The 22,125-nt window shown below is 35.0% G+C and carries 17 protein-coding genes; 4 read left to right on the top strand and 13 right to left on the bottom strand.

Features of this window, described 5'->3' with window-relative positions; all coding sequences use genetic code 11:
• Nucleotides 1–807, bottom strand: coding sequence for a universal stress protein (locus A3EM_RS0126670; protein WP_020531303.1), 807 nt, complete (start codon nt 805–807; stop codon nt 1–3).
• 1,142 nt (nt 808–1,949) lie between these two features.
• On the opposite strand from A3EM_RS0126670, the gene A3EM_RS46320 reads away from it, so the two are divergent.
• The gene (locus A3EM_RS46320; RefSeq protein WP_020531302.1) at nt 1,950–5,531 is read left to right on the top strand and encodes a PAS domain S-box protein; all 3,582 of its coding nucleotides are present in this window, start codon (nt 1,950–1,952) and stop codon (nt 5,529–5,531) included.
• Between the two features lie 105 nt (nt 5,532–5,636).
• Here A3EM_RS46320 and A3EM_RS0126660 read toward each other — a convergent pair whose 3' ends face one another.
• The 6 genes from A3EM_RS0126660 to A3EM_RS0126620 all read right to left on the bottom strand — a co-directional run bounded on the left by A3EM_RS0126660 (nt 5,637) and on the right by A3EM_RS0126620 (nt 11,398).
• Nucleotides 5,637–6,146, bottom strand: a complete 510-nt coding sequence (locus A3EM_RS0126660) for a retropepsin-like aspartic protease (protein WP_020531301.1) — start codon at nt 6,144–6,146, stop codon at nt 5,637–5,639.
• A gap of 641 nt (nt 6,147–6,787) precedes the next feature.
• Nucleotides 6,788–8,416 (bottom strand): glycoside hydrolase family 28 protein, encoded by a 1,629-nt coding sequence (locus tag A3EM_RS0126650; protein ID WP_020531299.1) that lies wholly within the window; start codon nt 8,414–8,416, stop codon nt 6,788–6,790.
• Between the two features lie 328 nt (nt 8,417–8,744).
• Nucleotides 8,745–9,485, bottom strand: a complete 741-nt coding sequence (locus A3EM_RS0126640; protein ID WP_020531298.1) for an ankyrin repeat domain-containing protein — start codon at nt 9,483–9,485, stop codon at nt 8,745–8,747.
• A gap of 128 nt (nt 9,486–9,613) precedes the next feature.
• Nucleotides 9,614–10,069, bottom strand: a complete 456-nt coding sequence (locus A3EM_RS0126635) for a RidA family protein (RefSeq protein WP_020531297.1) — start codon at nt 10,067–10,069, stop codon at nt 9,614–9,616.
• Between the two features lie 246 nt (nt 10,070–10,315).
• Complete coding sequence (locus A3EM_RS0126625) at nt 10,316–10,723, bottom strand: cupin domain-containing protein (protein ID WP_211212018.1); 408 nt, start codon at nt 10,721–10,723, stop codon at nt 10,316–10,318.
• A gap of 36 nt (nt 10,724–10,759) precedes the next feature.
• The gene (locus A3EM_RS0126620) at nt 10,760–11,398 is read right to left on the bottom strand and encodes a Crp/Fnr family transcriptional regulator (protein WP_211212017.1); all 639 of its coding nucleotides are present in this window, start codon (nt 11,396–11,398) and stop codon (nt 10,760–10,762) included.
• A gap of 375 nt (nt 11,399–11,773) precedes the next feature.
• Here A3EM_RS0126620 and A3EM_RS0126615 point away from each other — a divergent pair, with 375 nt between their 5' ends.
• From A3EM_RS0126615 to A3EM_RS0126605, 3 genes are read left to right on the top strand one after another with little or no spacing between them, the layout of a single operon-like run.
• Complete coding sequence (locus tag A3EM_RS0126615; RefSeq protein WP_245576561.1) at nt 11,774–12,544, top strand: COG1470 family protein; 771 nt, start codon at nt 11,774–11,776, stop codon at nt 12,542–12,544.
• Between the two features lie 8 nt (nt 12,545–12,552).
• The gene (locus tag A3EM_RS0126610) at nt 12,553–13,521 is read left to right on the top strand and encodes an ABC transporter ATP-binding protein (protein WP_020531292.1); all 969 of its coding nucleotides are present in this window, start codon (nt 12,553–12,555) and stop codon (nt 13,519–13,521) included.
• Nucleotides 13,518–14,522, top strand: a complete 1,005-nt coding sequence (locus A3EM_RS0126605; protein WP_020531291.1) for an ABC transporter permease — start codon at nt 13,518–13,520, stop codon at nt 14,520–14,522. The genes A3EM_RS0126610 and A3EM_RS0126605 overlap by 4 nt, the downstream gene beginning before the upstream one ends.
• Before the next feature lie 81 nt (nt 14,523–14,603).
• On the opposite strand, the gene A3EM_RS0126600 is transcribed toward A3EM_RS0126605, so the two are convergent.
• The 6 genes from A3EM_RS0126600 to A3EM_RS0126565 all read right to left on the bottom strand — a co-directional run.
• Nucleotides 14,604–16,154, bottom strand: coding sequence for a PAS domain-containing sensor histidine kinase (locus tag A3EM_RS0126600; protein WP_026210617.1), 1,551 nt, complete (start codon nt 16,152–16,154; stop codon nt 14,604–14,606).
• Nucleotides 16,155–16,534: 380 nt separating this feature from the next.
• Nucleotides 16,535–17,605, bottom strand: coding sequence for a protein-glutamate methylesterase/protein-glutamine glutaminase (locus A3EM_RS0126590; protein ID WP_020531288.1), 1,071 nt, complete (start codon nt 17,603–17,605; stop codon nt 16,535–16,537).
• A gap of 16 nt (nt 17,606–17,621) precedes the next feature.
• Nucleotides 17,622–18,134: a chemotaxis protein CheD gene (locus A3EM_RS0126585; protein WP_020531287.1), complete on the bottom strand. Its 513-nt coding sequence runs from the start codon at nt 18,132–18,134 to the stop codon at nt 17,622–17,624.
• A gap of 174 nt (nt 18,135–18,308) precedes the next feature.
• A complete protein-coding gene (locus tag A3EM_RS0126580) occupies nt 18,309–19,163 on the bottom strand; it encodes a CheR family methyltransferase (RefSeq protein WP_020531286.1) in 855 nt (284 codons plus the stop codon).
• 357 nt (nt 19,164–19,520) lie between these two features.
• Nucleotides 19,521–21,242 carry a methyl-accepting chemotaxis protein gene (locus A3EM_RS43775; protein WP_020531284.1) on the bottom strand — a complete coding sequence of 574 codons (1,722 nt, stop codon included), beginning with the start codon at nt 21,240–21,242 and terminating at the stop codon, nt 19,521–19,523.
• A 20-nt stretch (nt 21,243–21,262) separates the two neighbouring features.
• On the bottom strand, nt 21,263–22,125 hold an 863-nt coding region (locus A3EM_RS0126565; RefSeq protein WP_020531283.1), incomplete at its 5' end, for a hypothetical protein.

Raw genomic sequence — 22,125 nt, 5'->3', positions numbered from 1 at the left:
TTATTTAAGGACTACTAAAGGAATGGGACTACGGAAAGTCATTTTTTCAGTTAAGCTTTCATGAAACAGCCGTTCAATAAAAAAGTAACTTTTAGGCAAAATGGCAATCAAATTAATGCCATTATGGAGACAGTAATTCACTAATCCATCTTCTAAATTGTGGTGATAGGTAAAATGGAAGTTAGTTTTTACACTTTCCAGTTTTCTAATTACTTTTTCCCGATGTTCCAGCTCCCGAATGGTCATCACTCTCTCATTGCGATTGAGCGTGACGACATTAATGGTTAATTCTAACTTTTTTGCCAGGTCAATTAATAATTCCAATTGATGGTAATCTGTAGAAGTGCTAAAATCACATGCAAGGCACACATTTTTCAAATTGATAAGTGATGTATTATCGGGGATAACAAAAACCGGCATAGTTGCTTGTTTAATAACTTTGGCAGTTTTAGTGCCCCACAATACATCGAAACTTTTTGCCCCTTTTGTAGCCATTACAATCAGATCAATAGCTTCTCTTTTAATCACTTCAACAAATTTATTTAGGGAAATTCCCAGTTCTTTTTTGAACTCATATGGAATACCGGATAATCCGGGATGGATTTTTTTCAATTCTTCAAACTGCTTATCAATGCGTTTTTCTTTTTCAGAGAGTTTTAATCCTCCATCTTCAACAGGACGATGATAAACGTGATAAATAATCAGTTTTCCTTTGATCTTTTTTCCCAGGTAGATTGCCTGATCTAGTGCATTATGAGCCCTTTCCGAGAAATCAGTGGGAACTAATATGTTTTTATGTTTTTCCACGGTTTTAAGGATTTGAGTAAAAGGGGTTTTTCCAAATATATTCCCGGAATTTTACCCTACATATGACTTCCATCCATACAAAGTATGACATTTAACCTTGGTTTTCTGATTTTTATTTAATACGTTTTAAATTGGCTTTGAGAGTAATTTTTAAACTTTGGAAGGTAAACAAAGAGTCGAACTCTTTGCCAGTTAAAAGGCAAATAGTAGCCGCGTTTTTACCTCACCTATATTTCATGAAATAGCCGTCCAGAAATAATTTTGATGACCGGTTTTCTTAAGCAGGTATTTTGTTATTGATAATAAAATAACAAAATACCCTTGTTTAAATATTAAGGTTGTTAGCAAAGGTCTTCACAACGCACCTACCACTTATAACCCGATAGGATACCTGATTTTCATAGGATACAAAATTCAGGATAAACCATAAAGTAGCCAGATGATATAAAAATGAAGGGAAATTTTGCAAAGGCCTTCAAACCTGAAAAGTTCTAAATCAAGGGAAAATTTTCTACTCTTAAACCCTCAATCTTACAACTATTTACTGATTATTACATACCAGTTCACAATCAGGGAATCCAGATATTACTAGATAAAGTATAATTTAATCTTTAAAATATCATAAAAACTTCAAATTATTTTCTCGTATTCAGGTCTAAAGGGGATATTTTGTAAAATGTTTACATTGTTAACAAAATTAAGGTACATGATCCTCTACATGGGTATTTGGATTAGAATTTACATGCAAATACTTTTACTGCTAGCATTACTTTATAAAGCTGGAAATTCACCTTATTTAGACTATATCACATATTTTTTTACTAAGGTGATTAACAGACGAAACTAATTTTTGTTTCCGTTTATATTTTTTTAAGGTACTACATACTAACCATTCTATCGCTGTTTTAATTATCAGGTTAATACAACCAAAAGTCTTTTACATATCAACAGTACAGACTATTTAACCTTCAAACTAACTACTTTATAATCGAAGCAAAATTACATTCAATTAGAAGGATTAATTTAGTGATTTTCCGTGATTAAGCTCCTTCCAAAATAATGTATGCATGCTTTTCCAATAGTACATTTAGATAAAGTAAATGTATTTTTTGACCAGAAAAACTTGATCCAAAAAAAGCCCTATGCAAGCGTTAAATTCTTTTACCAATGTTTTTAATAAAAGTACCATCATTGCCGAATTGGATTTAAAAGGCAAAATAGTAGATGCCAATAGACTTTATTGCGAAGTTTCTGGCTATAAAGAAGCCGAACTGAAAAAAAGATCAATGGAAGATTTGGCATCCGATGATCATACAAATGAATTTTGGAATGAGGTATTTGAAACGCTTTCACAAGGGAAAATGTGGCGTGGAGAAGTAAAGGAAGTTAGCAAAAAAGGAAGTACTTATTGGCTGGATAAAATTATTCAACCCCTGCAAAACGAGACTGGTAAAATAGAGAAGTTTCTTTCTATCAATTTTTTAATAACCGAAAAGAAAACTATTGAATTGAGTCTGAAGGAAAGTGAGGAGCGATTTCTTCAGGTATTTGAGAAAGCCCCTATCGGTATGGCATTAGTCGGTCCGGATGGTACCTGGCTTAAGGTGAACAAGGCCATCTGTGAAATTGTGGGTTATTCTGAAGAAGAACTGTTAAATATTGATTTTCAGCAAATTACCCACCCGGATGATTTAACCCTGGATCTGGAAAATGTACAAAAAGTTTTAAAGGGGGAAATTGAAAGTTACCAAATGGAAAAGCGCTATTTCCATAAAAATGGCAATACTGTTTGGGTTTTGTTGACAGTTTCTTTAGTAAGAGACGGACAGGGAGATCCCCTTTATTTTATATCTCAAATTCAGGATATTAATCAGCGAAAACTCAAAGATTTTAAACTCAAAGAATATAAAAACCTGTTTAACTTATCCCTCAACCCAGTCTGTGTAGGGGATTTTGAAGGAAATTTTTTAGAAATAAACCCTGCTTTTTCTGAAAACTTAGGCTATTCAGAAGAGGAAATTTTAAACGCCTCCTACGCTGATTTTGTGCATCCTGATGATATGCAAAGGACAAAGGCTGAAATTATGAAATTAGCCAATGAAGGTTTGGCTACTATAGATTTCGAGAACAGGTACAGGAAAAAAGACGGAGATTATATTATTTTTTCATGGAATGTAGTACCTGATCAGAAAAACCAGCGACTGTATTGTTCTGCGATTAATATTACCCAGGAAAAATCAAATACTATTGCTCTTAAAAAATCCGAGCATCTGCTAAAAGAAGCCCAAAAGATTTCTCACATTGGAAATTGGATTATTGACCTGGAAGCAAAAAAAGTTTATTGGTCCCAGGAGACTTATCGTATCCATGAGGCACCTGCTGATTTTGTCCCAACAGTGGAAAAGGGAATAGATTTCTATGATGACCAGTCCAAACCAATTATTACCAAGGCGGTAGAAAAATGTATCTCTTCTGGCGAGCCATTTGATTTAAAGTTGGGAATTTTGACTGCCAAAGGCGGGCATAAATGGGTAAGGGTAATGGGAAGGGCTGAAATGAAAAATGGAAAACGTACTAAAATATCTGGTATATTTCAGGACATTACCAAAGACATTCAGTCGGAATTAAAATTAAAGTATTTTCAGCGTGGGTTAAAAGCCCTTAATGCTACTGCTTCTAAGGGATATTTGGAGTTTGATCAGCAGTTGGAGGAAGCTTTGCAGCTTGTTTGTGAGCATTTTGAATTGCCTTTAGGGATTATCAGCAAGATTGAAGAAGAGGATTATATTGTGAATCATTTCGTTTCTAACGACAGTAGGTTTGCACTAGAAAAAGCACAAAATTTTCCGCTTCAGGATACCTATTGTAGCATTACCTATGCTGCCAATGATGCCATAGCCATTCCTTATATGCAAAAATCCAGATATGCTCAACATCCCTGTTATGAAAGTTTTAAGTTAGAGACTTATATTGGTATGCCTATTTTTGTGAAAGGCAAAAGGTATGGGACGGTCAATTTTTCAGGTCCTGATCCTAGAAAAAATGGGTTTATCGAGGAAGACCTGGAATTTATCCGGCTTTTGGCCAGATGGGTGGGTTCTACCCTGGAAAGGAAAGCACAGGAATTGCAAATCATCAAGTCAAAGGAAATAGCAGAAAAAGCTTCCTTAGCCAAAACCGAATTCCTTTCTACGATGTCCCATGAAATCAGGACTCCACTTAACTCGGTAATTGGAATGTCTCATTTATTAATTGAGGATGAACCCAAACCCAGCCAACTGGAACGGCTTAAGATTCTAAGATTTTCTGCAGAAAATTTATTATCCCTAATCAATGATATTCTTGATTTCAGTAAAATTGAATCCGGGGAATTGAAACTGGAAGAAGTCGATTTTAACCTTATTGATTTAATCGAGATGATTAAAAGCGGCCTTTCTTTTAAAGCTGAAGAAAAAGGCTTAAAGCTGAAAGTCATGTTGGATTCCTCTGTCCCAAACATCTTAAAAGGAGACCAGACCAGACTGACTCAGATACTGACAAATCTGGTAAATAATGCCATAAAATTTACCGAAAAAGGTGTAGTGAAAATTAATGTGGAATTGGAAGATGAAGATGATGATTATGCCATGGTTGATTTCGCTATTATTGATACGGGAATTGGAATAGAACCGGAAAAAATAGATTTAATTTTTCAAAAATTCACTCAGGCAGAATCCGATACTACAAGAAGATTTGGAGGTACAGGGTTAGGCTTATCCATTACAAAGAATCTCCTCAAATTGTTTAAAAGTGAAATTAAAGTGGAAAGCCAATACGGTAAAGGTTCTACATTTTATTTTAGATTAAAAATCAAAAAAGGAGACCATCAGCAGGTAAAATCTCTAACCAATATTTATCAGGCAAATCGGTTTGAAAATAAAGCTAAAGACCTGAATGGAGCGAATATATTGGTGGTGGAAGATAATCCTACCAATCAATTGGTTGCCCAGCAATTTCTGACAAAATGGAATACTAATTTGTCTTTTGCCCTGAATGGAAAAATTGCCTTGGAAATGGTGGAAGAAAATGATTATGATATCATTTTAATGGATTTGCAAATGCCTTTAATGGATGGTTTTGAAACTACAGAAAAAATTAAAAAACTGTATCCGGAGAAATTTGACAAAACAAAAATCATCGCACTTTCTGCTGCTGCACTTTCCGATGTGTATGATAAGGTATTTTTGAAAGGTATGGTTGATTTTATCACCAAACCTTTCAACCCGACAGAATTGTACGAAAAAATAGCCAAGTACTTGCAGCATAAACCCGTTGAAAAAGCCACAAAGGATTCAGAATCCCTTCACAATGTACCTAATAATATCATTAAAAAGGAAAAACTTGAAGAGCTATTTGGATATGGCGAGAGTTTTTATTTTCAATATTTACGGGCAAGCAAAAGGGTATTTGAAGAATTCCTGACGGATTATTTAACCGCAATTTCTTCTAAAAATAAAGCACTGTTTGATGGCATTGTTCATAAAGTAAGAAGCACTACCTTACATCTTGATCTTGCTCATTTTCAGAAGGTTATTGAATCGGGTGAGCAGATCTGCTTTCATGAAAAAGATGCTTATGCTATCGAAAAACATATAAACCAAATTTCTGTTACCATCAATGCCCTTGTGAAAGAAATTGATCAATTAATTAAACCATCTGAAAAAGCTGAGTCAGGTGTGAAATGATCTTGGTATGATGGAAATAATGAAAAATGGATCATCATGAAAAAGAGCCAAAACCTAAGGATAATGTCAGCAGATGACAACAGAAAAAAATGCTAAATTATTAAGTCATTTTTTGATGACACATTTTCCTTCGGTATAATCCACCACAAACCCATGTTTTTGCATCACATCTGAGCCTATTATTCCGGAAATATGATATCTAGTCTTTTTCCTGAGAAACTGTTCTATACCGCTAATATTCAGCGCATTAGACATACCCTTGATATTTTTGTCTCCTATTTTAATTTCGGCTTTTATAACTGCCCAAATCGAAGCACCTCTTCCACCTATACCCGAAATTGAAATATTGTTTTTACTCCAGAGTTTAAACCCATAATTTTTAGCATCCTGAGAGTTGAGCAGGCTCATACTTGACCCAGTGTCTAATAAAAAATAAGCTTTTTTTCCATTCAATGTTCCTTCTATTATAGGCAACCCCGTTTTGTTTAGAATTTTGGTTTCCTTTACGGTATTATAACTGGTAGTATCACTGATTAAAAAATGACTGTTTTTTTTCTCAGGTTTATCAATAAGTAAAGTACTGATGAAGCAAACAGCAAGTAGAAATAATTTCATAGCATAATATTTAAGGTTGGTAGATACTACAAATGTATTTGCATATGCGGTTTTATGTGTTAATTTAATGTTAAATAAATGTTTAATTAATGTTAACTATATCAGTTAAAAAATCGATAAAAATATAGTTCTGAATTTTAATATTATACTTACTTAAAATTTTGTTTTAACAATGTGTAATATCGCCATAAAATGGCAGTTGTCACTTTTATAAATATTTGGATTGACAATTATAAAAAAATATAAACCTCCGGGAGAAAGGAAATTAGACAAAGATTTAATATCTGGAAATTTGGATGATCTTACAATGGTTGGCCATTAAATACAAACTCAAGTTTACATCATTCTTCCAAAAATCATATTTTTAAAGATTTGAGTGCGATTCGTACCTAAGAAGAACTGCTGTCGATTGATTTTGATTAAAACCCTCTCTAAGGAATACGGTAATGGGATACTGTTCATAAAAAGTGAGACTAATTAATATAATAATCAATTATGAACAGAAAGGTCCTTTCAATGCTACCTGATCTACTTTAAGTTCAACTAGATGGCACTGCTGAAAATATGGGGAGGAAAAAGTCTATTTAAAATATATTTGCGTAGACGAATATATTTTAAACGTTTTATTATGTCAATATAAACTATTTTATCGGTTTGGTTATTTCACTAAAAAAGCTGTTTAATAGCTTGATGTTTTCAGATCTTTCATCCTTCCATAAAAAATGTTTTGATGGGTAAAAATGATTGGTATTTGTAATCAGGCCGTTTTTACTTTTCTCCACATAAATTGCAGCATTGCTTTCTGGTGCAGTCTGAATATCAAGGTCTGAAAAATTAAACTTTGCTGTATTTGACAAAATTATACCTGGTCTTTTTTCATGTTCCTTGTACTTTAAAGTTACATTATTAAGTTTGATACCCCTGGCATGTCTGATATAAAAACCGTAAGCAGGAAGTTGACCAAACATAGTAGCTTCAGGATATTTGGATTCTGCTTCTTCTACGGGTTTCATCATGTCACCTGCATTTCCTCCACCCTTTGCTTCAATTAAAATATTGCTGAGTGAAACATTTTCAATTTGTGATTTTGGAATACCGGTAATCGCACAACCCGTTATACCTGCATTTGTAGCAATGATGTTTGCGATGTTAATATTATTCATACGTCCTAAAGGAGGTTCGGGGGCATCTTCCTGATGTTTCCGTGCCCGATTGCCCAGGCGCAAAAAAACTGGTACTTCCGGCCCTTCCATAGTAATGTTATTTATGGAAATATTTTCCATAATTCCTCCATCTACAAGTTCCAGAGAAATACCACTGATTCCGGCTGGTTTCCCATAAATTACATCCTTTTTTAGGGAAGGCCTCACTACACAATTAGAAATAACTATATTTTTGAATCCTCCCGTTGATTCCGTCCCACACTTAATGGCATTGCAATGACTACTAATGATACAATTGGTAATGGTGATATATTCAGAACTAAGCGGAGAGGTACTTTTAATGGTAATGCCATCATCATCAGCATCCCCGACAACATTGGAGATCGTAACGTATTTGCACCCATCAATGTCAATCATATCATTATTTTTATTGGAATGATTCCACACATTAATATGATCTATCAGCACATATTCACAACCGAGGTAATGCTGCATCCAATACCCAGAATTTCTTAAGCTCACATTCTTTACACTAATTTGTTTGCAATTGGCAAACCACAGTAAATATGGTCGAATTTTATTGTTTTCAGGCTTTGTAAAGGTGGCTCCCTGCCCGTCAATTGTACCTTCACCTTCAATTGAAATATTTTCCGAATTTTTGGCAAAAAACAGGCTGCGTTTCGCTTTTTTTTCACCGTAAAATCGAATTCCAGGATCAAGTAAAGGATACTTTTCGATATCGGTATGCCCCAAAATTTTAGTATTCCTGGAAAGGAAAATTGTTACATTACTTTTCAAAATGATTGTGCCGGTAAGGAATTCACCCGCTGGGAAATAGACCTTTTCCCCAGTTTTGGAACATTCATCAATTGCTTTTTGAATATTTTTGGTGTTATCAGTTACCCCGTCCCCTATCGCTCCAAAATCAAGAACATTTAGAAATTGGCCATATACTGAGCTTCCCGAAACAAAAATGAGCAGTATTGTACATATTTTTAAGCGGAAAGATAATTTAAAAAACGAATCCTTTATGGAATTTTCACAATGCTGAAAATTCTGTTTGTCATAAAAATATGCCTCCCCTAATTTAGATATTCTCCGACCCATTGTAATTCATTCAGTGGTTAAAATTCTACTTTGTCTTTTTTAAATGTTTGTTTTTAGTACTATGCATATCACCCAAATGGACTATCCGTAAAAAATTTTAGTTGGCATGTACCCAAATCAATCACTGGCTTTTGCTGATAAACCAGGGTTTTGAAATAACAGAAAAGAAAACAGCAAAGCCAAAACCAAATAGCCCATTTAACAAAAATGGAAAAATATAGTAAAGAGAAATGAAGATTATTTTTAGAATAAAAAATAGAAACAGGAGGTTTCCTTAGAGCATGATTCAATAAAAAATAACTATTTAATTAATGAATTCCTGATTACACTATTCAGGATAATTTTCAGGTAAATAATCCCCGACCAAATTCCAATCCATAGTGTTTCCCCAACCATGTCCGTGATCGCTTACATTGATTGTTTTATGTTTCTCAGATACCCTGAATTGATCATAAGTTAGCAAAGCCAAAATTCGGCCTGGTCTGAGATGTTGGCTGGCCCAACTTAAAGGGGAATCCCCATGATCATCCTTTGCCTGTTTATCGGCCCCATTTGCAATCAGGAAAGCAATCGTATGTTCATCAGCATAGGCTGCGGCTCTGTGAAGCGGAGTTTCTCCCTTTGTCCGTGCATCACGCATAAATGCTCCCGTTTCTATACCTGGATTTGTCCTGGCATTAATATTTGCTCCTTTTTCCACTAATAGCTTCACCACATAAAAATAATATGGTCTGCCTGCTTTAGCCAGCGCATTATGAAGGGGTGTTTCTTTTGTTCCTTCTACCTGATAATTTACATCAGCCCCATGATTAATTAAAAAATCACACACTTTCCAATGGCCAAAAAAAGCTGCATTTCCCAATTCCTCATTGATATTTAAATTTTCAAGCGTACCCTCATGCGCTAAAACACTTCGCAATCCTGTAACATCATTATAATAAACCAACCATTGCAGAGGATTTACCTCGCCTTGCTTGAGCAGTTCGGTCCAGTTCGGTAGTTTCATTAACTCTACAATATAATCCGTTCTTCCACGACTAATTAATTCAAGGATTTTTGATGGGTTCATTTTCTTTGGGATTTAAATAAAGTATTCGGTTGCTTACCTTTTTAAGCAATTCCAGGTGGCTTACAGGTAGATGTCCTTTATTTAAAGTTAAAAAATATATACCAATTTTGTCTGAAATGAGCAGTGGATTAAAACAAAGTCCAGGAGCTGGTTAAACCCACACTAAAATTTCGGGGTAAATTTTCAACACCGAAAATAGCCCTTGAATGAGTCCCTTTTTCCTCCAGTACATTCACAAAAAGATCAGAGGCTCCATTCGCCACTTTAGGGCTTTCATCCCACTGTGAAACCGCTCTGTAATAGATATCAATATGGTTTAAGCCGAGTACCTGATCAAATCCTATTTTATTGGCTATTTGTGCCAGTACATTCAATCCACAAAGTTGCATGGCTTTATAGCCATTCTCTGTAGAAACCTGATCGCCCAATCGACCCTGGTATTGAAATTCTCCATTGTGAATGGGGAATTGAATGGCTACATAGGCCACATTTCCTCTAATATTGACTGAGGTATAGTTTCCTCCTGGTATGGAAACTTCGGGAAGATCCAGATCCAATTTATTTAATTTCGTTTTTAGGTCCATGCTTTTGAGTAAGTTTTAATAATCCAGGTACAAATCCTGAAATAATAATGATCAAGGCAATAATAAGCTTTATGGATAAATTTTCCATAACAAACCTCCCTGGTCTCAATGGATAAATGACCTCCAAAATAAGTTGGAAAATCCAGGGTAATGTAGAAAAAATGCAGTAATCCTTTACAACTTTTTTTGTTCCGTGAGCACCCAAAACCGAAGGTTTTTGCCTGAAAACTAAAATTATACAAGCTCCTACCTTTTTTTAACTTCCAACATCTCAATTAAATTCCTTTCTCCATTGGTGAGATAGTAGGCTACAAATTTTAATGGCTCCTCTTCTGAAAGGTTATCAAAATGAATAATAGGCCTTCCCGCTGGTTCATAAAAAGCCTCACCTGCCTGCAAAACCCTTGATTCCTCTCCTTCAACTTCCATCAGACAGGTTCCTGAAATTATTTGCCCCAATACCGGGCAGGGATGTTGATGAATGGGTGCTTTTTGCCCTACAGGAAGTTCTACCTCAACAATTTTAATAAGAGATACATTTCTTTGAGGAAAACTCACATCCAATAATGTTTTTCTGGTAATTTTTCCCTGTTTTGGTGGGGTACACATGGATGTGGTCAGAAAAAGAAAGATAAGAATAGAAAATAGTTTCATTGTTTTATGATTTTGAAATTCATCACAAAACTATTTTTACGACCCATCTTTTTCATTGATGTAGGTTAAGGATTTAATTCTGCTAAGTGATTCTGGCTTAATGCCAAGATAGGATGCTATATGATATTGGGGTACATCCTGCTCTATAGTTGGATAAAGCCCGAGAAGATATTTATACCTTTCATTTGCGGAGTCCATCAATAAAGATTTTTCCCTTTTGCACTTTTTTATGAATAGCGTTTCGGCAATATACCTGGCAATTTTGTAATATCTGGTATCCTGCTTAAGAAGGATTTGAAAATCCGAATAAGGCAAAGTGTATAACACTGATTCGGAAATAGTCTGAATAAAACCGTCAGTTGGTTTTTGCTCAAGAAAACTGGTGTAGGCACTTACGATCGAACCTGGAAAATAAAAATCTACATTGAATTCCGCACCATTTTTAAGCACATAAGATCGAAGTGTTCCCGATTCTAAAAAACCTATGAAAGAACAAGTGTCCCCCGCTTTTATGATTAGCTCTTTTTTCTTGAGTAGTCTTTTTTGGACGAAAGGATTTACAACTGAAAACTCCTCAAAAGTAAGCCCTATTTTATCTATTAATATGCTTTCTAAAATGGTCAATTGATGTTCGAATTTAATTGTAATTAAGTGACGCTGTGTGGTTAATTTCAAGGTAAATAGTCCGCTTAAAATTACAAAAAAATGGGTGGTTTTTTTAATAACTTCAGATAAGTCCGAGAACCTTTTAAACAGATATTGTTCAACCAAACTTCATTGGATATTTATTTATGCCTTTTTTCGATAATGTCCCTGAGCACGAGTAGAGCTGTTAAAAAAAGTTATTTTTTTGTAAGATTTTTTTGGCATATATAAAATTGTAATTCCAAATTTGGCGAAAAGTTATCAATTGATAAAAGGCAAACTTAAATTTTATTATAAATAATTTTTACTTATTGTACTATGTTAGTAGATAATTTTAAAACAACAAACTTTAGGATAACCAACATTTTTTTATTTCTATTTGGTTTATTTTTTCTTACTTATTTATTGAATTCACAGGTCCTTGCACAAGACCAAAATAACGCTTCTTCATTTACCTCACGGCTTATTAATATTGAAGCACCTGTGAACGAAACCTTTCGTTTCCAGTCTACACTTCAAAATGGCTCAGATAAGGCTCAGGTGTATGAGTTGAAAGCAAATGCTCCCCAGGGATGGAGAGTCGCCTTTAAGGTTCAGGGCAGCCGGGTAACTTCCATTAAAATAGACCCCGATAAAAAGGAAAGTATTAACATTGAAATAAATGCTGCCTACGGGGCACAGCCTTCAAAGTATAAAATTCCGGTATATGCTACCTCAGAAAATGAGAACTTACAGCTCGATCTGGAGGCTGTGGTGAAAGGCTCTTATGAAATCGAACTTACCACCCCAACAGGGCTATTGAGTGGCAAAATTACTGAAGGTGAACAAAAAAAAATACGCCTGGAAGTAAAAAATAAGGGAACTTTAGCCCTGGAGGATATTACCCTGTCTTCACAAACTCCTTCAAAGTGGGAGGCAACTTTTTCTCCTGCAGAAATTCAACAACTTGAACCGGGCAAAACTACCGAGATAATCGCCACTATGAAAGTGCCAGACAAAACCTTAGCTGGAGATTATATTAGCAAATTTACCGCAAAAAACACAGCATCAACCAGCACTGCTACTTACCGAATGACAGTAAAAACATCTGTGTTAGCAGGGTGGGTTGGCATGGCAGTAATTCTGCTTGCTATCGGTACTGTTGTGTTCCTGATTCGTAAGTTTGGCAGAAGATAATCGGAGCTATGGAAAATCCAATAATAGAATTGAAGAACCTTACTAAATCCTATGGTTCCTTCAAGGCCGTTGACCAGTTGAATCTCAGCATTAAGAAAGGAGAAATATTTGGGTTACTCGGGCCCAACGGAGCAGGTAAAACTACCACCATTCTTATGGCTTTAGGACTAACAGAGCCTACCGGTGGAACTGTAAATGTGTGTGGTTATAATGCCACAAAAGCACCTATTGCTGTAAAAAGGAGGGTGGGTTATTTACCGGATAGCGTCAATTTTTATGATAACATGACTGCTCTGGAAAATCTCGTATATATTGGTTCATTGAATGACATCCCTCGGGAATCAATAAAGGCGCGTGCAGAAGAAACTCTGCAAATGGTAGGGCTGGAAAAGGAGGCCTTTCATAAAAAAACAGCTACCTTTTCAAGAGGCATGAAACAGCGACTAGGACTTGCTGAGGTACTTATTAAGCAGCCGGAGGTGATCATATTAGATGAACCAACTCTTGGTATTGACCCTAGCGGAGTCAAAGATTTCCTTAGACTCATTTTACGCCTAAGTCGTGAACAGGAATTGACCGTATTACTTTCTTCCCATCACCTACATCAGGTTCAACAGGTGTGCGATAGGGTGGGAATTTTTGTAAAAGGAAAACTCCTGACAGAGGGTAATATTAATTCACTTTCCAATAACCTTTTTACCAATGAATCTTATGAAGTACGTATTACTTTACAAAATACCATAACCACTCCCTGGCCATATGAAAAAGAGCTGCTGATGTTGGAGGCTGTTCAAAAAATATCTGTAGAGGGAAATAGTATTGATATTGTTTGCAATACCGATATAACCCCCGATATTGTTCGTTTTTTTGTGGATAAAAGGTATGATGTAATGGGTGTACAGAGGAAGGAATATGGTCTGGAGGAAATTTATCAAAAGTATTTTGAGAATCATTTAACTGAGCATATAAGTAGATGAAAAACATTGTAAACACTTTCACGGAAAAACCCTCAGGACCCTTGCAATCTTATCGCTCTCCTTTTTGGATTATGGTCGGTAAAGAAATTGCGGATCATATCCGTAGCTGGCGGTTTATAGTTTTGCTTGGTCTTGTTGTTCTTACATTTTGGGGAGCCACTGCAGTTGCCATGAACAATATTCGGGAGGCAGTAGCCAAGGTAAAAGATACTGACCACTTGTTTTTGTATCTGAAGTTACTTACTACCACGGAAGGTAATCTGCCGCCTTTTCATGTATTTCTAAATTTTTTAGGCCCATTACTGGGGATAAGCCTTGGATTTGATGCCATAAACGCTGAACAACAAAGAGGCACACTCATCCGAATAATGGCTCAGCCGGTATACAGGGATAATTTATTGTTATCAAAATTTGTGAGCGCCTTAATATTAGTAGGGACCTTGTTTTTTACACTTACTTTATTGATGGTAGGTTGCGGCATAATCCTCACAGGAGTGCTTATTGAAACTGAGGAAATCTTGAGAATTTTAAGTTTCACTTTTGTCTGTGTGGTCTATATAGGCTTTTGGTTAGGGTTGTCTATTTTACTTTCTATTCGCTTTAAACAGGCGGCCACTTCAGCACTTACTGCCATTGGGATTTGGCTGTTTTTTACAGTTTTTTATCAAATTATTATCAATCTGGTGGTGAAGTCATTTATACCAGATGGAAATCAGTTAACAGAAGTGGACATTTATCGTTACAATGAGATCATCAGGAGTTTAATGCGCCTCGCACCCAGCCAACTTTATACAGATGCTACCACCACCTTGTTGATGCCTGCGATCCGTAGTTTAGGCCCCTTAACAATGGAGCAAATGGTGGGTGCCTTACCCTCTCCATTGCCATTTAAGGAAAGTTTGATGATTGTATGGCCTCAGGTTAGTGGTTTAATAGCGATTACCATAGCGCTTTTTGCTTTGTCTTATTACATATTTATGCGAAGGGAAATAAGAAGCTAATGGAACTAAATGGATTTAACGGAGTTAATGTACTCCGTTAAATCCAATTGACAATTTTGGATTAAAACTTATTGGTGAATGCTATGAAATTGGAATTTTCAATTCCACTGTGGTTCCTTTTCCTTCTTCCGAGGAGAAAGTAATATCTCCATTATGTCTTTTTAGGATGCCATATACCATAGACAGCCCCAACCCTTTCCCCATTCCAATTTCTTTTGTGGTAAAAAATGGATCTAAAATTTTATCTAATTTTTTCTTGGATATCCCCACTCCGGTATCCCTTATTTCAACCTTAACATATTCAGGATTTGAATAAAATGTAGAAAGGAAAATATTTCCCTTTTCCTTAATTGATTGCACCGCATTAGTAATTAGGTTCGTGAAAATCATTCCTAATGCATTCCCATTGGCATGAATTGGGGGTAATTCGGGGGAATAGTTCTTTTTAATTTCAATACTTTTATTTGGGTCTATAATTATTAAAGAAAGGCACTTATCTATAATCTCATGAACATCACAAACATCAGTTTTTTCAGAATAAGAATCACTAAAGGTATTTAAACTTTTCACAATTTTAGTAGTTCTGTTCACCCCGTTATCAATATTTTTCATCACTTTATTGAGCACCTGAACTTTTTCATCCAAATACAATTTATCATGCTCATTCAGCAATTCACTTTTTTGAAATTTTGATATGATTTCCCTGAACACCCGCTTGAATCCATATAATCCGGATTTTACAAAGTTCATGGGGTTATTTATTTCATGTGCCACTCCGCCAGCCAATACGCCTATGGAAGCCATTTTTTCAGCCAGAACAAGTTGCTCCTGGGAGGAATGAAGTTTTTCAAGTGTCAATTGTAATTCTTCATTGGAAGAAGTCAATTCTTCATTTGCCGCTTCAAGCTCCTCCGTTCTATTTTTAACAATTACCTCTAAATCATTTTTTAAATGGATGAGTTCTAATTCAAACTTCTTAGATGCAGTAATGTCCCTTCCCTCTACAATAAGGTAGGTTAAAATCCCCTTATTGCTATAGGCTGGCTTAATACTAAAATCTACATAAATTAATTTATTCTCGCTATCTAAATGAGTCGTTACAAAACGGGTGGTCTTTCCTTTTTTGGCATCTTCTATTGCCACATTCAATTTTTCTTGTTCTTCTGAAGAATGACTCCACCATGGAGTTTTTGAAAAATGAAGGCCTTTTAACGCTAATAACTCCGTTTTTGCAAAATTAAGTGCCGTATCATTTGCTTCAACCAGAGCACCATTTAAATCTAATAATCCTATAAAGGAGAACGCTCCATTAAATATTCCCTTAAATTTAATTTCATTCTCAGCTTTTATTTGTAATTCCTTGTAAATCAATTGATTTAAAACAGAAAATATTAAAAATGGAAGATAAAGCATCCTTAAAAAATCTTCATATTTATCAAAAGCAGAACTGATTCCGGAATGCTCTAAAAAATTGGTAAGGGAGGCAGTCAACAGAAATAATACAGCGAAAACCAACAAGATGTAATAAGATCCTAAAAATTTATTTTTAAACCACCTAAAAATGAACACCACAATAGTGGCAGTCAAAAAAAAGATGGATAATAAATTCAATATGGAAATTTCATTCATCATTTAGACGGATCTTTTTCCCTTAGACTTGATAAAAATAAAAATATACAACTACCCAAAAAAGACAGGTGTTCCATAAAATTGAGAAAATTATAATTACCGAAACTTTCTAAAATTGTTAATACATTACTAATTAATAATAATAAGAGTGATATTTTTAAAAAGAGATGGATTTTAAAGTTATTCCTGGAAATTATTACCGCTAAATAAAGGAATAAAAATAAATTTACGATGAATCCTATTACCTCAAATATTTCCATTCTCATAAACAAACAAAAAATGTATCAAAGGTGAATAATGAAATTATTAGGAAATAAAACAAATTTTTGCGGTAATGTTTTTACATATTAGTGGATATAAAAATAAGTAATCGTCTATTTATTTTAATTGAGAATGGTAGAAGATATATTTTCTAAAGGCAGTATTTTTCTAGCGGCCTTTAATCTAATGGCCTCTTTAGGCATGCCAAAAACCACTGAGGAGTTTTCATCCTGAGCTATAGTATCCGCTCCGGAATTTCTTAATTCTAATAAACCGTTTGCCCCGTCCTTTCCCATTCCTGTTAAAATAATCCCTATACAATTACTTCCAACATATCTGGCTGCAGAATAAAATAAAACATCCACACTTGGACGATGTCTGTTTACCGGTTCCCTATCCGATAATTGGACAAAATATTTCGCTCCACTTCTTTTTATAAGCATATGTTTATTTCCAGGAGCGATTAAAGCCTGGCCTCTTAGAAGAGTATCTCCATTTTCAGCCTCTTTTACCTTAATCTGGCAAATTTCATTTAGTCTGTCCGCAAAGGATTTGGTAAATACCTCTGGCATGTGTTGCACAATGGCGATAGCCGGAGAATCATATGGAAGACTACAAAGAATTTCTTTCAAAGCTTCAGTTCCACCTGTGGAAGCACCCATCACCACTACTTTTTGAGTGGTTTTGATCATACTGGTTTGATTCACCGCTGATGAGCCAAAGGCTGAAGTTGAATGGGTAACCAGTCTTGCAGGAACGTTTTTTTTTGCTTTTCGGATTTTAGCTTTTGAGGCGGCTTTAACTAAATCAATCAGGTGTAAACGGCTCTCATTTTTGGTATCTGTTATTGCTTTTATGGTTGGTTTTTGAATGACCTCCACCGCTCCCAATTCCAGTGCTTTTAAAGCTGTCAGGCTGTTCTTTTCCGTAAGACTGGATATAATTACCACTGGAATAGGCTTTTGACTCATCAGGATTTTTAAAAAAGTAAGGCCATCCATTTTAGGCATTTCAACATCCAGGGTTATTACATCCGGAATTTGCGCTTTAATGATCCTGGATGCAAAGTAAGGGTTTCCCGCAGCACCTATAACTTCTATTTCATTATCTGAACCCAATAACTCAGATAGAACTTTACGAACTAATGCCGAGTCGTCAACTACCAATACTTTAATTTTCTTTTTATCCGACATCTATTAGTCCTTTATCTTAATCAATATATTTCATATAAACATCTCCGGAATGGGTATCAAATACAATTTTCCTACTTTGTTTTCCAGCTACTTGACTGGTAATTATTTTTATTTGGAGCCGTTTTAGTAAAGTATCTGCTGCTTCTATATTCCTTTTCCCCACATCATAAACCGAATCTGGATTTTCCAAACCTCCAAAAATTTTAGCGGTCATCTTGTTGCGTTTTGCCCCCAACTTTTCCATTTCCCCAATTAACTTTAAAATAGCAATATTACCATATTTAGGACTTGCCAATCCATCTCCATTCCATAGAGGTAACATAAAATGATTTATCCCTGAAATTTTGGCAATTGGATCAAATAAACAGATGGAAACACAGGAACCTAATATGGTTGCTATTTTATAATTTTCTTTGGTGACAAAAATTTCAGATGGCATCAAAAAAAGCTTTTTTGATAGCTGCTTCCTTTTTGCGGATACATCTAAAAAGGTATTTAAACTTTCATTGTTATCCTTCCAAAAGTTCATATTATCCAGGTTTAGGTGATTAAAGTAGTGTCTTGCGAAACTCCCTGCTTTAACATTTAAGCTTTACTTTTCTATTGAAAATAACGCAAGACTATTATTACGAATTACTCCTGATAATTGATGGAAAAACAGTTACTGGACAAGTTTCTGTTTGTGTAACGTTTCCCGGAAAAGTTATATTTTTTGATAAGTAGTATGAGCCAATTGCCTTAAAGGTGCATTAATTCCAATAATCGATTCTGAGTGGCCCAAGAAAAAGTAGCCCCCCTTTTTTAATCTCTTACATAATTTCATTATAATTTTTTCCTGCGTAGGTTTGTCAAAATAAATCAGTACATTTCTACAAAAAATTATATCGAAATCGGTTGTAGTTGGATAATTATTTTCAATTAGATTATGCCTTTTAAAAGTGGCTTTATCCCGTAATTCTTTAGTAACCCGCACCACCGGTTTAGCCTTGTCCTTGCTTTTAAGGAAATATTTCCTTTTTAGACTTAAAGGTATGTTTTGTATTCTTTCCTCATCATAAATTCCCAGGATTCCTTTGTTCAGCATCTCGGTTGAGATATCAGTTCCTAAAATGGAGTAATTAAAATTAGCCTTGTTATTTTTAATAAATTCTTCAACGGTAATGCCCAAAGTATAGACTTCTTCTCCACTTGAGGATGCTGCACACCAGATTTTTAAATCATCCTTAAGAAGGAAATTGACAAGGGCTTTTTCTGAAAGGAAATCAAAATGGGCTTTTTCCCGAAAGAAATCAGTTTTATTGGTAGATACCCGATCTATCATCTTTACGATTTCTTTATTTTCTTCCTCATTAATAACAATCTTCAAATAATCTTTAAAAGACCTTAACTGCAATTCTTTTAACCTTTTTTGCAGCCTGCTTTCCAATAAAGTCTTTTTGGTTATAGGAATATTAATGCCATAATTTTTATAAATAAACAAACTCAGTTTTCGAAACTCAGAATCTTTAAGTTTTATAAAGGTATGGAGGTTAGCATAATTATTAGCCTGTTTTATCATTGCTTGTATTCCGTTTAAAGTACAACACTACATTTTTGAACCACCTTTTAAGATCATCCAGGTATCTGTGACAAAAAAACACAAGGTTTATTGCTATGAGCTAATGAAGGTTAAGAGTATGTTTAAATTTTGTTTTTTGAAGCGAAAATGTCAGTTTGGGGTTTTCGGGATGCTAGAAAATTTTTGTATACCAGCGCTATTTGGAAATTTTATAGTGAACTGATGTTCCCTAAATGCCATTTTGCAGCCAAAAGGATAAATTTTAATCATGCTCTAAATGAGCATCCGATGAAATTTAATGCTTGAAAAAAGAACTAAATATTCCTTTTTTCAAGCATTTCTTTTGAAAGTTTCAGCCTAAAACTTTTCAAATTCCCCATCCAGATTATCCTTGTTCTGATCGAGAATTAAATCAAATCCATTTGATTTAGACTCAATACCCGAATTTTGTTGTGGGGGCTGAGTATTAAAATTTTGTCGGGATGTAAAACTATTCATTGATTGGAATGCATTGAGATTAGATTCATTATTATATTCATCTTCATTCAACTTGAAGAAGGAAATGGCTTTTCTCAATATTTCAGCCTGACTATTTAATTCCTCTGAATTGGAGGCCAGCTCCTCAGCGCTTGCTGCATTCTGTTGTACTACGGTATTCAGTTGTTGAATGGCTATGTTAATTTGATTGGCACCGTCATTTTGCTCAATACTTGCAGCACTGATTTCCGCTACAAGGTTACTGGTTTTTTCAATTTCAGGTACTAATTTATTGAGCATTTCGCCCGCAGTTCTGGCTACCTTTTCACTGGAATTTGATATTTCGTCAATTTCTTTTGCAGCTGTCTGACTACGCTCAGCTAATTTTCGAATCTCAGAAGCAACCACAGCAAAACCTTTCCCATGTTCACCGGCTCTCGCAGCTTCAACAGCCGCATTCAAAGCCAAAAGATTAGTTTGTCGGGCAATTTCTCCAATAATTGAGTTTTTTCGCACTATTGTACTCATGGAATCCACCGTTTCCTCTACTGATTTATTGGAGGTTTCCACTTGCTTGTTGGAGTTTAATGCTATCCTTTCCGTTTCTTTTGCATTATCGGTATTTTGTTGGATATTGGCGGCCATCTCTTCCATTGATGAGGATACTTCCTCCACAGAACTAGCCTGAAGAGAGGCTCCCTGAGACAATTGTCCTGCTGAAGAACTTAATTCCACACTGGCTTTATTGATATAATCCGCTCCACTTTTAACCGTCCAAATGATTTTCCGCTGGTTCTTAGCCATATCATCTATTTTCAATAAAAGAAAACCTATTTGATCTTTTCTATTATATTTCTCTCTTTGAATTTTCACCCTTAAATCTCCCGCAGATATTTTATCCACAATAGCCATTGCTTCCTTAAGTGGGATTGAAATACTTCTTTTAAGATATAATCCACCTGCTACAATGCTTATAAAAACCAGCAGGACGATAACCATAGAATTTCTAAAGATACCCTCACTTAATTCCATACTGGAATGATAGGCCTCATCAGCTGACCCCAGACTTAAATCAGTATACTTATCCATCGCATCTCTCATTGGCTCAAATGCAGATGCATATGAGGTATAATAAAGGGCTTCCGCTTTATCGAAATTACCAGCAGAAAGCAAAGAAACAATTTCGTTGGTAACTACTGTTAATTCACCATGTTTCTCCCGGAAGGTTTTGTCGTAAGTATCGTATTTATCAAATTCTTTTAATTTAGTAAATGCTGAGATATTAAAAAACTTATTGTACCGCTCAGAGACCTGAGCAAGATTATCCTTGATATCTATAAACATGCTGCTCAGTTTGGCAGAATCCTCCTTTACGATATCAGATAATGCCTGGGAAATTAAGATACTTGACTGGTAAGCATCTCTGTCCGCTTCTATCAAATAATCTATACTTAAAAGGTTGTCATTATAAATCTTTTCAATTTCCCCCTTTAATTCCTGGGTTTGGAGTGAATTATAAATTGCTCCTGAAATAGAAATAAAAATCACAAATAAGAATATTATAACTATTCTCTGGTTTGTAGTTAATTCGAATAATTTCATGTCAATTAAGAATTGCGTGTTTATTTACTGGAAAAAAGACTTGGTTTGGCCATTAGCATAATGGCTACCCATTGTTGATACCTTTCATGGTCACCACCTTTTAATATTTCCATAGAGGAAGTGGCAAACATGGTAGAATATGAGGCTCTAAAGCTCAGATCCTTATTAATTTTTAAAGTGTATTGTAGATCTATTTCATTACCTAAATTTTTGTCAACAGCCACCATTTGTGAAGGAATTTCGGGATCTAATAAGGTGCCTGCCAGGGCAAAATTGTGGAAGGATACTTCCATTATTCCTTTTTTGCCTGTTTTGAAAAACAAACTGGCAAAAAACTCTCTCATTCCCCCTCCTTTCGTATTGCTTTCTATATTCAGGAAATAATCCATATACCCATAATACCGGTGCCCATCACCAAATAGTTTATTAAAAGCTTTGCTTTCATCACCGTCTAATTCCATTTCATTATTTCCACTGAAATAATTTGTCCCCACTGCTCCTGTCAGCCAGGAATTAAATTTATATTTGGGAATTATGGAGAACATGTATGCATTCAACTTTTTCCCAAGGGGATTCTTCCCGTATTGGTAAAATGCTGAAGCCTGAAGGTCTAATTTTGATTCATCGTCTCCTGTCTTGAAATACACACCTGAAGTATATCTGGGATACACTTTTTTAAAATCATCCTTATCTTCATTGGCATCTACTGAATTCAGTATGGAAAACTGAATTTTATCTGTAACCTTCTTATTCACCCAAAGAAAAGCCAGGTATTTATAATAATTGACCAGATAAGGACTTTCCTGATATTTGTTTCCATCGTTATTATAAGCTGCCCCAAATTTTACCAACCAATTATTATGATTGAAATCTAAAACAGCAA

It is taken from the genome of Flexithrix dorotheae DSM 6795, from assembly GCF_000379765.1.
GTDB classification, from domain to species: Bacteria; Bacteroidota; Bacteroidia; order Cytophagales; family Flammeovirgaceae; genus Flexithrix; species Flexithrix dorotheae.
This window is presented reverse-complemented; position numbering and strand designations above follow the sequence as displayed.

What these genes read in the sequence shown, in the direction of transcription:
- A3EM_RS46320 (WP_020531302.1), top strand. Translation starts at nt 1,950, where the DNA reads ATGCAAGCGTTAAATTCTTTTACCAATGTTTTTAATAAAAGTACCATC.
- A3EM_RS0126660 (WP_020531301.1), bottom strand. Translation starts at nt 6,146, where the DNA reads ATGAAATTATTTCTACTTGCTGTTTGCTTCATCAGTACTTTACTTATT.
- A3EM_RS0126650 (WP_020531299.1), bottom strand. Translation starts at nt 8,416, where the DNA reads ATGGGTCGGAGAATATCTAAATTAGGGGAGGCATATTTTTATGACAAA.
- A3EM_RS0126640 (WP_020531298.1), bottom strand. Translation starts at nt 9,485, where the DNA reads ATGAACCCATCAAAAATCCTTGAATTAATTAGTCGTGGAAGAACGGAT.
- A3EM_RS0126635 (WP_020531297.1), bottom strand. Translation starts at nt 10,069, where the DNA reads ATGGACCTAAAAACGAAATTAAATAAATTGGATCTGGATCTTCCCGAA.
- A3EM_RS0126625 (WP_211212018.1), bottom strand. Translation starts at nt 10,723, where the DNA reads ATGAAACTATTTTCTATTCTTATCTTTCTTTTTCTGACCACATCCATG.
- A3EM_RS0126610 (WP_020531292.1), top strand. Translation starts at nt 12,553, where the DNA reads ATGGAAAATCCAATAATAGAATTGAAGAACCTTACTAAATCCTATGGT.
- A3EM_RS0126605 (WP_020531291.1), top strand. Translation starts at nt 13,518, where the DNA reads ATGAAAAACATTGTAAACACTTTCACGGAAAAACCCTCAGGACCCTTG.
- A3EM_RS0126600 (WP_026210617.1), bottom strand. Translation starts at nt 16,154, where the DNA reads ATGATGAATGAAATTTCCATATTGAATTTATTATCCATCTTTTTTTTG.
- A3EM_RS0126590 (WP_020531288.1), bottom strand. Translation starts at nt 17,605, where the DNA reads ATGTCGGATAAAAAGAAAATTAAAGTATTGGTAGTTGACGACTCGGCA.
- A3EM_RS0126585 (WP_020531287.1), bottom strand. Translation starts at nt 18,134, where the DNA reads ATGAACTTTTGGAAGGATAACAATGAAAGTTTAAATACCTTTTTAGAT.
- A3EM_RS0126580 (WP_020531286.1), bottom strand. Translation starts at nt 19,163, where the DNA reads ATGATAAAACAGGCTAATAATTATGCTAACCTCCATACCTTTATAAAA.
- A3EM_RS43775 (WP_020531284.1), bottom strand. Translation starts at nt 21,242, where the DNA reads ATGAAATTATTCGAATTAACTACAAACCAGAGAATAGTTATAATATTC.